The sequence below is a fragment of the Actinomadura chokoriensis genome (assembly GCF_039529475.1).
GTDB lineage: Bacteria > Actinomycetota > Actinomycetes > Streptosporangiales > Streptosporangiaceae > Spirillospora > Spirillospora bangladeshensis.
On the sequence record NZ_BAAAMW010000024.1, the window covers coordinates 1 to 14,176 of the forward strand.

General features: G+C 73.2%; 10 protein-coding genes. 8 read left to right on the top strand and 2 right to left on the bottom strand.

Annotated elements, in window-relative coordinates:
* The 5 genes from ABFX46_RS34845 to ABFX46_RS34865 all read left to right on the top strand — a co-directional run.
* Positions 1–1,184: hypothetical protein (locus tag ABFX46_RS34845; RefSeq protein WP_346048203.1), on the top strand; the 1,184-nt coding region annotated here is incomplete at its 5' end.
* 281 nt (positions 1,185–1,465) lie between these two features.
* Positions 1,466–6,037, top strand: a complete 4,572-nt coding sequence (gene gltB / locus ABFX46_RS34850; RefSeq protein ID WP_346048204.1) for a glutamate synthase large subunit — start codon at positions 1,466–1,468, stop codon at positions 6,035–6,037.
* An 18-nt stretch (positions 6,038–6,055) separates the two neighbouring features.
* A complete protein-coding gene (locus ABFX46_RS34855) occupies positions 6,056–7,519 on the top strand; it encodes a glutamate synthase subunit beta (protein ID WP_346048206.1) in 1,464 nt (487 codons plus the stop codon).
* Between the two features lie 92 nt (positions 7,520–7,611).
* A complete protein-coding gene (locus ABFX46_RS34860; RefSeq protein ID WP_346048207.1) occupies positions 7,612–8,046 on the top strand; it encodes a helix-turn-helix transcriptional regulator in 435 nt (144 codons plus the stop codon).
* A 77-nt stretch (positions 8,047–8,123) separates the two neighbouring features.
* On the top strand, positions 8,124–8,576 hold the full coding sequence (locus tag ABFX46_RS34865; RefSeq protein ID WP_346048208.1) for a VOC family protein: 453 nt from the start codon (positions 8,124–8,126) through the stop codon (positions 8,574–8,576).
* A 9-nt stretch (positions 8,577–8,585) separates the two neighbouring features.
* On the opposite strand, the gene ABFX46_RS34870 is transcribed toward ABFX46_RS34865, so the two are convergent.
* Positions 8,586–10,013, bottom strand: coding sequence for a pyridoxal phosphate-dependent decarboxylase family protein (locus ABFX46_RS34870; protein ID WP_346048209.1), 1,428 nt, complete (start codon positions 10,011–10,013; stop codon positions 8,586–8,588).
* A gap of 311 nt (positions 10,014–10,324) precedes the next feature.
* On the opposite strand from ABFX46_RS34870, the gene ABFX46_RS34875 reads away from it, so the two are divergent.
* Positions 10,325–11,185 (top strand): hypothetical protein, encoded by an 861-nt coding sequence (locus tag ABFX46_RS34875; RefSeq protein ID WP_346048210.1) that lies wholly within the window; start codon positions 10,325–10,327, stop codon positions 11,183–11,185.
* A gap of 1 nt (position 11,186) precedes the next feature.
* Here ABFX46_RS34875 and ABFX46_RS34880 read toward each other — a convergent pair whose 3' ends face one another.
* Positions 11,187–11,921 (bottom strand): DUF6597 domain-containing transcriptional factor, encoded by a 735-nt coding sequence (locus ABFX46_RS34880; protein ID WP_346048211.1) that lies wholly within the window; start codon positions 11,919–11,921, stop codon positions 11,187–11,189.
* A gap of 66 nt (positions 11,922–11,987) precedes the next feature.
* Between ABFX46_RS34880 and ABFX46_RS34885 the strand changes: the two genes are divergently transcribed.
* Positions 11,988–12,542, top strand: coding sequence for a type 1 glutamine amidotransferase domain-containing protein (locus ABFX46_RS34885; protein WP_346048212.1), 555 nt, complete (start codon positions 11,988–11,990; stop codon positions 12,540–12,542).
* A 110-nt stretch (positions 12,543–12,652) separates the two neighbouring features.
* Complete coding sequence (gene pyk, locus ABFX46_RS34890; protein ID WP_346048214.1) at positions 12,653–14,083, top strand: pyruvate kinase; 1,431 nt, start codon at positions 12,653–12,655, stop codon at positions 14,081–14,083.
* Positions 14,084–14,176 lie beyond the last annotated feature (93 nt).

The following is a 14,176-nucleotide window of genomic DNA, read 5'->3' on the forward strand; positions in this document are numbered from 1 at the left end:
GCCGCACGGCGCGCGCCCGCGCGGGCGCCCCGCGCCGCGGCCCGCCGCCCCGCCGCCCCGCGCCCCGCAGGGCGCGCCCGGCCTCGCCGCCGCCCGCCCCGCCGTACGAGGAGGCCCCCTACGGCGAGGCCCCCTACGGCGAGGCGCCCTACGGCGAGGCGCCCTACGGCGAGGCGCCCTACGGTGAGAGCCCTTACGGCGAGGCGCAGTACGCCCAGTACGAGGACGCCCCGTACGAGGACGCGTACGACGGTGCCCCGCCTCCCGGCCCGCGCGGCAAGAAGCCGAAGAAGCCGAAGAAGCCCGGAAAGCCGGCGAGGCCGGGCAAGGCGGCGAGGCCGGGCAAGGCGGCGAGGCCGGGCAAGGCGAAGAAGCCCGGCGCCCCGAAGAAGCCGGGCCCGCCGGGTCAGGGGCGGAAGGCGTCCGAGGCCGGCGCGCTCGGGCCGAAGCTGTACTTCGGCGCGGCGGCCGTCCTGGGGTTGGTCGTGCTGCTCGGGCTCGGCGCCGTGGTCGTGTTCCGCGGCGGGGGCGGCGGCGGCTCGGGGCAGGCGGCCGGCACCAGGATCGGAACGCCGGCCGGGAACGGTCCCTCGCCGACCTCGTACTCCAGTTCCCCGTCGGCCTCGGCGTACGGCGGCATCACCGCCCGCCGCGCCGACCCGGAGCCGCTGACGGCCGAGGAGGCGTTCCCGGCGGAGGCGGCGACGCTGTCGGTCCCGGGCGGCGAGGCGAAGGTCAAGCTGCGCGGCAAGCGGCTCGACGCCGACTGCGCCGCCGCCGTCTGGGGCGGGAGCGTCGGCGCCGAACTCGGCCGGGGCGGCTGCACGCAGGCGGCGCGGGGCATCTACTCGGACACGAAGAACGGGTACGGGCTGGCCGTCGCCGTGTTCAACCTGAACTCCTCGGCGGACGCGGAGCGGTTCGTCGCGAGGCTGGAGGAGACGATCGGCGCGGGCTTCGTCCTGCCGCTGCCGGCGCCGGCGCCGCTGGACGACTTCGGCCGCGGGTTCGGCATGGCGCGCGGCCTCGCCATGGGCCATTTCGCCGTCGTGTCGTGGGCCGCGCGGCTGGACGGCAAGGGCGACGCGACCGACGAGACGCTGCTGTCGCTGCTGATCGAGGGCGGCAAGTCGCCGGCGGTGCTGGGCCGCGCCGCCCGCGCGTCCGCTCCGGCGTCCGATTAGGGAAATTCCCGGTAGATCCCGGCGGATCACCGTAAACATCGCGTCTCGGTGATGATGCTCACCAGGGCCGGTGCAAGGCCCGGTTCAAGCGGCCCCTTACCCTTGGTCTAAACCACTTCGAGATGACGCACGGCGGATCGCATCCGAGAAGTTTCGCGATCCGGTGCAGTCGGGCATGTTCCCGACAGTGATGTAATGTCATCTCACCGCAGCAGGGCCAACGTCGTCCCACGACTGCACTGACACCGAAGCAGTGACACGAGACGACGACGGGAGGGTTGATGGCCTCGGCTGCCTTCACACCTGCTGCCCGCGTACAGGGCCGCCCTGATTCGCAGGGGCTGTACGATCCGGCCAACGAGCACGACGCCTGCGGTGTCGGCATGGTCGCCGACATGCACGGCCGCAAGAGCCACGACATCGTCGAGAACGCCCTGACCGTGCTGAAGAACCTCGACCACCGCGGCGCGGTGGGCGCGGAGCCGGACGACGGCGACGGCGTCGGCATCCTCGTCCAGATCCCGGACGCGTTCTTCCGCGAGGTCTGCGGCTTCCCGCTCCCCGATGCCGGCGCCTACGCGGCCGGCATCGCGTTCCTGCCGGCGGACGGCGACGAGCGCGCCGCCGCCGTCGCCCACGTCGAGACGCTCTGCGTCGAGGAGGGCCTGACGGTCCTCGGCTGGCGGGAGTTGCCGCACGACCCCCGCTTCACCGGCCCGGCCGCGCGCCGCGTCATGCCGCACTTCGCGCAGCTGTTCCTCACCCCGGCCGCCGGGGGCCCGCACGCCGGCAAGACCGGCCTGGAACTGGACCGCGCCGTGTTCTGCATGCGCGAGCGCGCCGAGCAGGACGTCCGGGTCTACTTCCCGAGCCTGTCCAGCCGGACGATCGTGTACAAGGGGATGCTGACGACCCCGCAGCTGGAGCCGTTCTTCCCCGACCTGTCGGACCGCCGCTTCACCAGCGCGATCGCCCTGGTGCACTCGCGGTTCTCGACCAACACGTTCCCCGCCTGGGAGCTGGCCCACCCGTACCGGTTCATCGCCCACAACGGCGAGATCAACACGGTGAAGGGCAACCGGAACTGGATGCGGGCCCGCGAGGCGCTGCTGAAGTCCGACCTGATCCCGGGCGAGCTGTCCCGGATCTACCCGGTGATCGACATCGAGGCGTCCGACACCGCCTCGTTCGACGAGTGCCTGGAGCTGCTGCACCTCGGCGGCCGGTCGCTGCCGCACGCGGTGCTGATGATGATCCCGGAGGCGTGGGAGAACCACGCCGAGATGGACGCCGACCGCCGCGCGTTCTACGAGTTCCACTCCACCCTGATGGAGGCATGGGACGGCCCGGCCAGCGTCAGCTTCACCGACGGCACCGTCGTCGGCGCCGTCCTGGACCGCAACGGGCTGCGCCCCGGCCGGTACTGGGTGACCGGCGACGGCCTGGTCGTGCTGGCCAGCGAGGCCGGCGTGCTGGACATCCCGGACGCCGAGGTCGTCCGGAAGGGCCGGCTGCAGCCCGGCAAGATCTTCCTCGTGGACACCGCCGCCGGGCGGATCGTCGAGGACGACGAGGTCAAGGCCGAGCTGGCCGCCGAGCACCCCTATGCCGAGTGGCTGCACCAGGGCCTCGTCCGGTTCGAGGAGCTGCCGCGGCGCGAGCGGGAGATCCCGACCCACGAGACGCTGGTCAAGCGGCAGCAGACGTTCGGCTACACGCTCGAAGAGCAGCGGATCATCCTGACGCCGATGGCGAAGAACGGCGCCGAGCCGATCGGGTCGATGGGCACCGACACCCCGATCGCGGTGCTCTCGGAGCGCCCGCGGCTGCTGTTCGACTACTTCAAGCAGCTGTTCGCGCAGGTCACGAACCCGCCGCTGGACGCGATCCGCGAGGAGCTCGTCACCTCGCTGCAGTCCACGCTCGGCCCGGAGGGCAACCTCCTCGAACCCGGCCCGGACTCGTGCCGCCGGCTCGTGCTGCCCACCCCGATCCTGGACAACGACGAGCTGTCGAAGATCATCCACATCGACGACGAGGGGTCGCTGCCGCACCTGCAGGCCTACGTCGTCCAGGGCCTGTACGAGGTGTCGGGCGGGGGAGAGGCCCTGGAGACCCGCCTGGAGGAGATCAACTCCGAGGTGAGCCGGGCCATCTCCGCCGGCGCCCGCATCATCGTCCTGTCCGACCGGGGCGCCGACTCGGCCCGCGCCGCGATCCCGTCGCTGCTGCTCACCGGGTCCGTCCACCACCACCTGATCCGGGAGAAGACCCGGACGCGGGTGGGCCTGGTGATCGAGACGGGCGAGGCGCGCGAGTGCCACCACATGGCCCTGCTCATCGGGTACGGCGCGTCCGCGATCAACCCCTACCTGGCGATCGAGACCGTCGAGGACCTCGTCCGCGGCGGCGTCATCGAGGGCCTGACCCCGGGGGAGGCCGTCCGGAACCTGGTGAAGGCGTACGGCAAGGGCGTCCTGAAGGTCATGTCGAAGATGGGCGTGTCCACGGTCGCGTCCTACACCGGCGCGCAGATCTTCGAGGCGATCGGCCTCGGCGCGGACGTCGTGTCCCGCTGCTTCACCGGCACCACGTCCCGGCTCGGCGGCGTCGGCTTCGACGTGCTGGCCCGCGAGGTCGCGCAGCGGCACGCCCGCGCCTACCCGCCGGGCGGCAACGACCTCGCGCACCGCACCCTGGAGGTCGGCGGCGAGTACCAGTGGCGCCGCGAGGGCGAGCCGCACCTGTTCAACCCGGACACGGTGTTCAAGCTCCAGCACGCCACCCGCACCCGCCGCTACGAGATCTTCAAGGAGTACACCTCCGCGGTCGACTCGCAGGCCGAGAGGCTGATGACCCTGCGCGGGCTGTTCAAGCTCAGGGAGGGCGAGCGGGAGCCGGTGCCGATCGAGGAGGTCGAACCGGTATCGGAGATCGTCAAGCGGTTCTCCACCGGCGCGATGTCGTACGGCTCCATCTCCGCGGAGGCGCACGAGACCCTCGCGATCGCGATGAACCGCCTCGGCGGCAAGTCCAACACCGGCGAGGGCGGCGAGGACCCGTCCCGCTTCACCCCGGACGAGAACGGCGACCTGCGGCGCAGCGCCATCAAGCAGGTCGCGTCCGGCCGGTTCGGCGTCACCTCGGAGTACCTCACCAACGCCGACGACATCCAGATCAAGATGGCGCAGGGCGCCAAGCCCGGCGAGGGCGGCCAGCTGCCCGGCCACAAGGTGTACCCGTGGATCGCCAAGACCCGGCACTCCACGCCCGGCGTCGGCCTCATCTCGCCGCCGCCGCACCACGACATCTACTCGATCGAGGACCTGGCGCAGCTCATCCACGACCTGAAGAACGCCAACCCGGCGGCGCGCGTGCACGTCAAGCTCGTCGCCGAGGTCGGGGTCGGCACGGTCGCGGCGGGCGTCTCCAAGGCGCACGCGGACGTCGTGCTGATCTCCGGGCACGACGGGGGCACCGGCGCGTCCCCGCTGACGTCGCTGAAGCACGCCGGCGCGCCGTGGGAGCTGGGCCTCGCCGAGACGCAGCAGACGCTGCTGCTGAACGGGCTGCGCGACCGCATCGTCGTGCAGACCGACGGGCAGATGAAGACCGGCCGCGACGTCGTCATCGCCGCGCTCCTCGGCGCCGAGGAGTACGGCTTCGCGACCGCGCCGCTGGTGGTGTCGGGCTGCATCATGATGCGGGTCTGCCACCTGGACACCTGCCCGGTCGGCGTCGCCACCCAGAACCCGGTGCTGCGGCAGCGGTTCTCTGGCAAGCCCGAGTTCGTGGTGAACTTCTTCGAGTTCATCGCCGAGGAGGTCCGCGAGTACCTGGCGGCCCTCGGGTTCCGGTCGCTGGACGAGGCGATCGGGCACGTCGACATGATCGACATGCGCGAGGCCGTCGACCACTGGAAGGCGTCCGGCCTGGACCTGACCCCGATCCTGCACGCCCCCGAGGTGGCGGGCGGCGCGTCGCTGCGGCGCACCGCCGAGCAGGACCACGGGCTGGAGAAGGCCCTGGACAACACGCTGATCCAGCTCGCCGAGGGCGCGCTCGCGTTCGGCGACGCGGTGAAGCTGGAGCTGCCGATCCGCAACGTCAACCGGACGGTCGGCACCATGCTCGGCCACGAGCTGACGAAGCGGCACGGCGGCGCCGGCCTGCCCGACGGCACCATCGACGTCACCTTCACCGGGTCGGCGGGCAACTCGTTCGGCGCGTTCGTGCCGCGCGGCATCACGCTCCGGCTCGTCGGCGACGCCAACGACTACGTCGGCAAGGGCCTGTCCGGCGGGCGCCTCACGCTGCGGCCGCCGGCGGACGCCGGGTTCGCGGCCGAGGAGCAGATCATCGGCGGCAACGTCATCCTGTACGGCGCCACGTCCGGCGAGCTGTTCGCGCGCGGGGTCGTCGGGGAGCGGTTCTGCGTCCGCAACTCCGGCGCGACCGCCGTCGTCGAGGGCGTCGGCGACCACGCCTGCGAGTACATGACCGGCGGCCGCGCCGTCATCCTCGGCCGGACCGGGCGCAACCTCGCGGCTGGCATGTCCGGCGGCATCGCCTACGTCCTGGACCTCGTGCCCGAGCGGGTCAACGGCGAGATGGTCGACCTGGAACCGCTCGACCCCGGCGACGCCGGGTTCGTCCGGGGGCTGGTCGAGCGGCACCTGGCCGAGACCGGCTCGCGGGTCGCCCGGCGGCTGCTGGACGACTGGGACGCCGCCGCGACCCGCTTCACCAAGATCATGCCGCGTGACTACCGCCGCGTCCTGGACGCCATGGCCAGGGCCGAGGCCGAGGGGCGCGACGTCGACGAGGCCGTCATGGCCGCCGCGCAGAGCTGAGAGAGGGGGACTTCCCGAATGGCTGACCCGAAGGGATTTCTGACCGTCCGGCGGGAGCTCCCGAAGCGCCGCCCGGTCGACGTGCGGATCCGGAGCTGGTCCGAGGTCTACGAGGACTTCGGCAACGACCGCCTGGAGAAGCAGGCGAGCCGCTGCATGGACTGCGGCATCCCGTTCTGCCACCAGGGCTGCCCGCTCGGCAACCTCATCCCCGAGTGGAACGACCTCGTCTACCGCAAGGACTGGCACGAGGCCGTCGAGCGGCTGCATGCCACCAACAACTTCCCGGAGTTCACCGGGAGGCTGTGCCCGGCGCCGTGCGAGAGCGCCTGCGTCCTCGGCATCAACCAGGAGCCGGTGACGATCAAGCGGGTCGAGGTCGAGATCATCGACCGGGCGTTCGCGGAGGGCTGGGTGCGCCCGCAGCCGCCCGCCGTGAAGACCGGCAGGACGGTCGCGGTCGTCGGCTCGGGGCCCGCGGGCCTCGCCGCCGCGCAGCAGCTCACCCGCGCCGGGCACGACGTCACGGTGTACGAGCGCGCCGACCGCGTCGGCGGCCTGCTGCGCTACGGCATCCCCGAGTTCAAGATGGAGAAGCGGCACCTCGACCGGCGCCTCGCCCAGATGCGCGCCGAGGGCACCGCCTTCAAGACCTCGGTGAACATCGGCGTCGACATCACCGCCGACGAGCTGCGCGACCGCTACGACGCGGTCGTCCTCGCGGGCGGCGCCACCGCCTGGCGCGACCTGCCGGTCCCCGGCCGGGAGCTCACGGGCGTCCACCAGGCGATGGAGTACCTGCCGCCGTCCAACAAGGTGCAGGAGGGCGACTACGACGAGTCGCCCATCTCGGCGAAGGGCAAGCACGTCGTCGTCATCGGCGGCGGCGACACCGGCGCCGACTGCGTCGGCACCGCGATCCGGCAGGGCGCCGCGTCCGTCACCCAGCTGGAGATCATGCCGCGGCCGCCGGAGTCCCGCCCGGACGCCCAGCCGTGGCCGACGTACCCGATGCTGTTCAAGATGGAGAGCGCCCACGAGGAGCTCGCCGAGCAGGGCGGCGACCGGGTCTACGCGGTGTCCACCACCGAGTTCGCCGGCGACGCGGACGGCAACGTCCGGGCGCTGAGGCTGGTGGAGGTCGGCGGCCCGGAGACCCGGTTCGCGCCGATCGAGGGCACCGAGCGGGAGATCCCCGCCGAGCTGGTCACCCTCGCGATGGGCTTCCTCGGCCCGCAGCGCGAGGGCCTGCTGGAGCAGCTCGGCGTGGACCTCGACCAGCGCGGCAACGTGGCCCGCGACGGCGACTACGCGACGTCCGTGGACGGCGTGTTCGTCGCCGGCGACATGGGCCGCGGCCAGTCCCTGATCGTCTGGGCGATCGCCGAGGGACGCGCCGCCGCCCGCGGCGTCGACGCCTACCTCACCGGCCGGACCGACCTGCCCTACCCGATCCCGCCCACGGCGCGCCCGATCGCCTGAGCCCGATCGCCTGATCACGGCACGGCGGAGGCCCTGGGGGAGAGCACTCCTCCGGGGCCCTTCCGTCCGTGCCGTGTGCGAGCATCGAAGGCATGGAGAGCACGGCGTCCGCGCCGGACACGGGCGTGCTGCGGCGGCTGCGGGTCGCGCGGGACGCCATGGACCGCGAATGGGCCGAGCCGCTCGACGTGGCCGCCGTCGCCGCCCGCGCCGGGTACTCGCGCTACCACTTCGTCCGGCTGTTCCACGAGGTGTACGGGGAGACGCCCGGCGCCTACCTGGCCCGCCGCCGCGTCGAGCGCGCCCAGGACCTGCTGCGCACCGCGAACCTGACCGTCACCGAGATCTGCATGCTGGTCGGCTTCACGAGCCTCGGCACCTTCTGCACCCGCTTCAAGCAGCTGACGGGGATGACGCCGACCGAGTTCCGGCGGCGGGCCCGCAACCCCGGCGCGTCCTCGATCCCCGGGTGCTTCGTGCTGCTCTGGGCGGGCGGCTTCCGCAAGGACGCCCCTCCCGGCGACTGAGCAACTTTCGAGAAGGCCGCCCGGACCGCCGCCCCCTAGCGTGGACGCGTCACCGCCGCTCACGAAGGAGACACGGCATGATCACCAAACTGGGGCTCGCCACCGTCTGGGTCCTCGACCAGGACTCGGCCAAGGCGTTCTTCACCGAGAAGCTCGGCCTGGAGGTCCGCGACGACATGACGCTCGGCGAGGGCGGCATGCGCTGGATCACCGTCGGCGCCAAGGACCAGCCCGACCTCAGCCTCGCGCTCATGGTGCCCGGCCCGCCCACCATGGACCCCGACTCCGCCGCGCACATGAAGGCGCTCATCGCCAAGGGCGTCCTCGGCGCCGGCGCCTTCAACACCGACGACTGCGAGGCCGAGTACGCGCGGCTGTCGGCCGCCGGGGTCGAGTTCGTCCAGAAGCCGGAGCGCCGCCCCTACGGCATCGAGGCCGTCTTCCGCGACGACTCCGGCTGCTGGTACAGCCTCACCCAGCCCTTCGACGAACTCGACGACACCGCCCCCTGGAACGACTGCGCGACCTGAGCGCCGCGGTCAGTCCTTCAGAGCGGCGCCGAGTTGGCGGAGGACGTCGACCAGGTGTTCTACGTCGGCCTTCGTCGTGCGCCAGTTGAGGGGGGCCGGGCGGAACACCGTCATGCCGCGGTAGGTGCTCGTGCCCGCGTAGACGCGGCCGTCCGCGAGGAGCGCCTCGCCCAGGCGCGCGTTGAGGTCGTTCAAGCGGTCCTCGGGGACGCCTTCGGGGCGGTAGCGGAAGCACGCGATGCACAGCTGGACGGGGGCGAGCAGTTCCAGGTCGGGCGCCGCCTCGACGAGGTCCCCCAGGTGGGCGGCCACGTCGAGGTGGCGCTCCACCATCTCGCGGTAGCCGTCGCGGCCGTAGGCGCGCAGCGTCGCCCAGATCGGCAGCGCCCGCGCCCGCCGGGACGACTCCGGGCCCAGCATGTTGTAGTTGATCCGCTCGTCGTCGGCGTCCGGCAGGTACGCGGCGCCCCACGCACCGAACGCGCGGCTCAGCCAGTCGCGGTCCCGGACGAACGAGAACCCGCTCTCGTACGGGACGTTCAGCCACTTGTGCCCGTCCGCCGTCACCGAGTCGGCCCGCTCCACCCCGCGCGCGAGGTGCGCGGTCCGGGGGCTGAGCGCGGCGAACATGCCGAACGCGCCGTCCACGTGGAGCCACGCGCCGTGCCGCTCGGCCAGGTCGGCGAGGTCGTCGACCGGGTCGGAGTCGCCGGTGTTGACCTCGCCGAGGTTCGCCACGACCACGGCCCGGCCGCCGGTGCGCGCCAGCGCCGCGTCCATCGCGCCGAGGTCGACGCGGCCGGCGTCGTCGCGGGCGAACGTGCGCAGCGTGTCCCGGCCGCAGCCGAGGATCTGCAGCGCCTTGCGGGTGCTGACGTGCACCAGCCCGCTGCTGAACACCGGCATGACCGGCAGGCCCGCCAGCCCGCGCGAGGTCACGTCGACGCCGTGCCTGTCCGCCCACCAGTAGCGCGCGCAGGCCAGGCCGGCCACGTGCGCGAGCGTCGCGCTCGGGGTCAGCACGCCCCCGAACGACGCCGGCAGCCCGAACAGCTCCTTCAGCCAGCGCAGCACGGCCGTCTCCGCGCGCGCCGCGAACGGCGACGTCGGCCACAGCCCGGCCGCCTGGTCGAGCAGCGACGCCGTCCAGTCGCCCGCCATCGCCGCCGGGGTCGACCCGCCCACCACGTAGTGGAAGAACCGCGGGCCGGACGAGTGCGTCGCCGCCCGCGTCCCGATCCGGACCAGCCGCTCGACCGCGGCCACCGCGCCGTCCCCCGCGGCGGGCAGCGGGCCGTCGAGCTCGTCCAGGAGCGCGTCCTGCGTCCCGTCGTGGACGAGCCGGTCCCGCAGGCTCTCCAGATACGGCCCCGCCTCCCGCGCCACCACCGCGAGCGGCTCCCCGGCCATGTCACGTTCGTCAAGCGGATCACTCATGACGCACAGCAGACCACACCCGAGGGGCCGGAGGGAACGGCCGTGACCGGGGCGACGGGTCCCGCTCCGGGGGCCCTTGTGGTCTTGGAGCAGGTCGGCTACGGTCCCGCCAGGGTTCACGCGCCGCGCCCGGACGGCACCGTCCCGGTAGGGCGGCGGTGGGCCGCGCGCTCCCGCACACCCCGCACGCGGGACATCAGGGGCCCGGCCACCCACCGCTGGGGTGGCCGGGCCCACCCCGCGTCCCGCCGCCGGCCGGACGTCCGTTTCCTGCAAGACCGGCCGGAAGCGGCCGCCCTACCGTGGACTCCATGAACGTCCTGAACGCCACCGGCCTCGCCCGTGCCGAGCAGTTCATGCTGCACAACGCCCGCCTCATCGACCGGCACCGGTTCGCGCTGCACTTCCGCGGCGGCCCCGCCGCGCCCGTCCTCGCCGCGCTGAGCGCCTACGCCAACCCCGACGGCGGCTACGGCCACGCCCTCGAACCGGACCTGCGCGGGGAGGGCAGCCAACCCGTCCCCGCCCAGCACGCCCTCCAGATCCTGCACGAGGCCGGGGCGGACGGCGATCCGGCCGTCGGGCGGGTCGGCGACTACCTGGGGTCCATCACGCGGGACGGCGGGGGAGTGCCGTTCGTGCTGCCGAGCGTCCGCGACACCCCGCACGGCCCCTGGTGGCAGACGCCCGACGACCCGCCCGCGAGCATCAACCCCACCGCCACCCTCGCCGGCATGCTGCACCGGGCCGGGTCGCGCCATCCCTGGCTCGGGCCCGCCACCGACTTCTGCTGGCGCCGGCTGGACGACCCGGGCGCCGAACCCGGGCCTTACGACGTCCTCGCCGTCCTGACGTTCCTCGACCACGTCCCCGACCGCGACCGGGCCGAGGCCGCCTTCACCCGCGTCCGGGACGCCCTCGCGTCCGCCGCGCACAGCGACCACCACGACGTCCTCGACTTCGCGCCCGGCCCGGACGGATTCGGCCGCCGCCTGTTCACCGGCGACGCCGTCGAGGCGGGACTCGACGCCCTCATCGAAGCGCAGGGCGACGACGGCGGCTGGGACATCGGCTTCCCCAGCTGGACGCCCGTCACCCGGCCCGAATGGCGCGGCTTCACCACCGTCGAACGCCTGCTGACGCTCCGCGCCTACGGCCGGCTGAAGCCCTGACTCACAGCAGGTTCCCGACGGGCTCGCCCGCCAGGTCCCGCACCTCGTTCGCGAAATGGGCCTGGTCGGCGTAGCCCGCCGCGTACGCCGCCGCGGCCCGCGTCTCGCCCGCCCGCACGAGGCGCAGCGCCCGCTGGAACCGCAGCACCCGCTGCAGCGTCTTCGGCCCGTACCCGAACGCCGCCAGCGACCGGCGCCGCAACTGGCGCTCGCCGATGCCGAGCCCGTCCGCCACGTCCCGCACCGAGCCGCGGGCCACCCCCGCGACCACGGCCGGGACCAGCGGATCCGGCGGGCCCATCCGCTCCCGCACCGCCGCGACCAGCGCCGCGCGCCGGTCGGCGGCGCCCGCCACGGCCTCGGCCAGCCGGTCGGCGTCCGCGCCCCACAGGTCCCGCAGGGGGACGCGCCCGTCCCGGACCGCGTCCGCCGGGACGCCCAGCACCGGCGGCGCCGTCCCCGGCCGGAACCGCACCGCCACCACCGCCTCGCCCGGCCGCATCGTCGCGGGGATCGGCCCGGTGTCCGGCCCCGCCACGAGGATCCCGGCGTCCGACCAGATCAGGTCCACGCAGGCGTCCGGCACCACGCGCTGGACGAACGGCCCGGCGCCGCGCGGCAGCTCCGCCGTCCACGCGCACGCCAGCCCCGGCGCCGGGTACTCGCCATAAAGGCGCCGAGCGGGGCTCGTCCCCTGGTCGGCCGTAGGCGGGGGCTGGAGGACGGTGTGACTCATACCTCCTGCATACCACCGGCCCTTCCGGGCAGGGGCCCAGAGAAAGCGAGCAAATCGGGAGAAACCATGTCGAACGATCTTCAGGGCACGAGCATCGCCTTCCTGTGCGCCCCGGAGGGCACCGAGCAGGTCGAGCTCACCGAACCCTGGACGGCCGTCGAGCAGGCCGGCGGGAACCCGCGGCTCGTCTCCACCCAGTCGGGCCGGCTCCAGGCGTTCGACCACCTGGACAAGGGCGACACGTTTCCGATCGACACCACCGTGAACGTGTCCGACCACACCGAGTTCGACGGGCTCGTCCTGCCGGGCGGCGTCGCCAACCCCGACTTCCTGCGCACCGACCCGGCCGCGGTCGCGTTCGCGAAGTCGTTCTTCGACGCGGGCAAGCCCGTCGCCGTCATCTGCCACGGCCCGTGGACGCTCGTGGAGGCGGACGTCGTCCGGGGGCGGACGATGACGTCCTGGCCCAGCCTCAGGACCGACCTGCGCAACGCGGGCGCCACGTGGGTGGACGAGGAGGTCCAGATCTGCGAGGACGGCCCCAACGTCCTCGTCAGCAGCCGCAAGCCGGACGACCTCAAGGCGTTCTGCCAGGCCGCCGTCGAGGCGTTCAAGCGCTGACCGGGGCCACATGTGGTCTAGACCTCTGACCTAGACCAATCGGTGAACCGCGGGCGACCATATCCTGCGCGAATATCCGTACCGACCAGTAACTAAGTACGGTTGTGCACGTGACCCGTCGAGCGAAGATTGTCAGCACCATCGGTCCCGCCTGCTCCAGCACCGAGCAGATCAACGCCCTCGTCGAAGCCGGCATCGACGTCGCCCGCCTCAACATGAGCCACGGCGAGCACGCCGTCCACGAGGAGGTCTACCACCGGATCCGGGCGGCCGCCGACGCCACCGGGCGCGGCGTCGGCATCCTCGCGGACCTGCAGGGCCCCAAGATCCGCATCGGGCGCTTCCCCGACGGGCCCGTACGCCTCACGCTCGGCGACGAGTTCACCATCACCACCGACGACGTCCCCGGCACCCGCCGCGAGGTGTCCACCACCTACCAGGGCCTGCCGGGCGACGTCAGCCCCGGCGACACCGTCCTGATCGACGACGGCCGCGTCGCGCTCAAGGTCGTCGACGTCGACGGCACGCGCGTCCGGACGACCGTCACCGTCGGCGGCATGATCTCCGACAACAAGGGCCTGAACCTGCCGGGCGTCCCCGTCAGCGTCCCCGCCCTCACCGAGAAGGACGAGACCGACCTGCGCTGGGCCCTGCGCCTCGGCGTCGACCTCGTCGCCCTGTCCTTCGTCCGGACTCCCGCCGACGCCGACATCTGCTACCAGATCATGGAGGAGGAGGGCGTCCGCGTCCCCCTCATCGGCAAGATCGAGAAGCCGCAGGCCGTCGAGCGCCTGCCCGAGATCGTCGCCGCCTTCGACGGCATCATGGTCGCCCGCGGCGACCTCGGCGTCGAGCTCCCGCTGGAGCAGGTGCCGATCGTCCAGAAGCGCGCCATCGAGCTGTGCCGCGAGAAGGCCCGCCCGGTCATCGTCGCCACCCAGATGCTCGAGTCCATGATCTCCGCGCCTCGCCCCACCCGCGCCGAGACCTCCGACGTCGCCAACGCCGTCTTCGAGGGCGCCGACGCCGTGATGCTCTCCGGCGAGACGAGCGTCGGCCAGTACCCGATCGAGTCCGTGCTCACGATGAGCCGCATCGTGCAGACCGCCGAGCAGGCCGCCCTGCACGCCACCCACACGCTGGAGCGCATGCCCGAGACCGTCGGCGGCGCCATCGCCCGCGCCGCCGCCGAGGTCGGCGCCATCGTCGGCGCCGAGGCCCTCGCCGCCTTCACGATGTCCGGCGAGACCGCCCGCCGCCTCTCCCGCTACCGCTCGCCGATCCCGCTGCTGGCCTTCACCAGCGTCCCCGCCGTCCGCGGCCGCCTCGCGCACGTCTGGGGCGTCGAGACGTTCATCGTCCCGCAGGTCGACCACACCGACGCCATGTTCGGCCAGGTCGAGCAGGCCCTCCTCGAACTGGGCCGGGTCCAGAAGGGCGACAAGGTCGTCGTCGTCGCCGGCTCGCCGCCCGGCACCCCCGGCTCCACCAACGCCCTGCGCGTCCACAGCATCGGCGACGCGATCGCCGTCCACCACTGAGACCACCCACCCCGCCGGGCACCGCGCGACACGCACCCCGCGCGGTGCCCGGCCCCACCCGGGCGTCCGTGCTCCGCGCGCAACCTTGCCCAC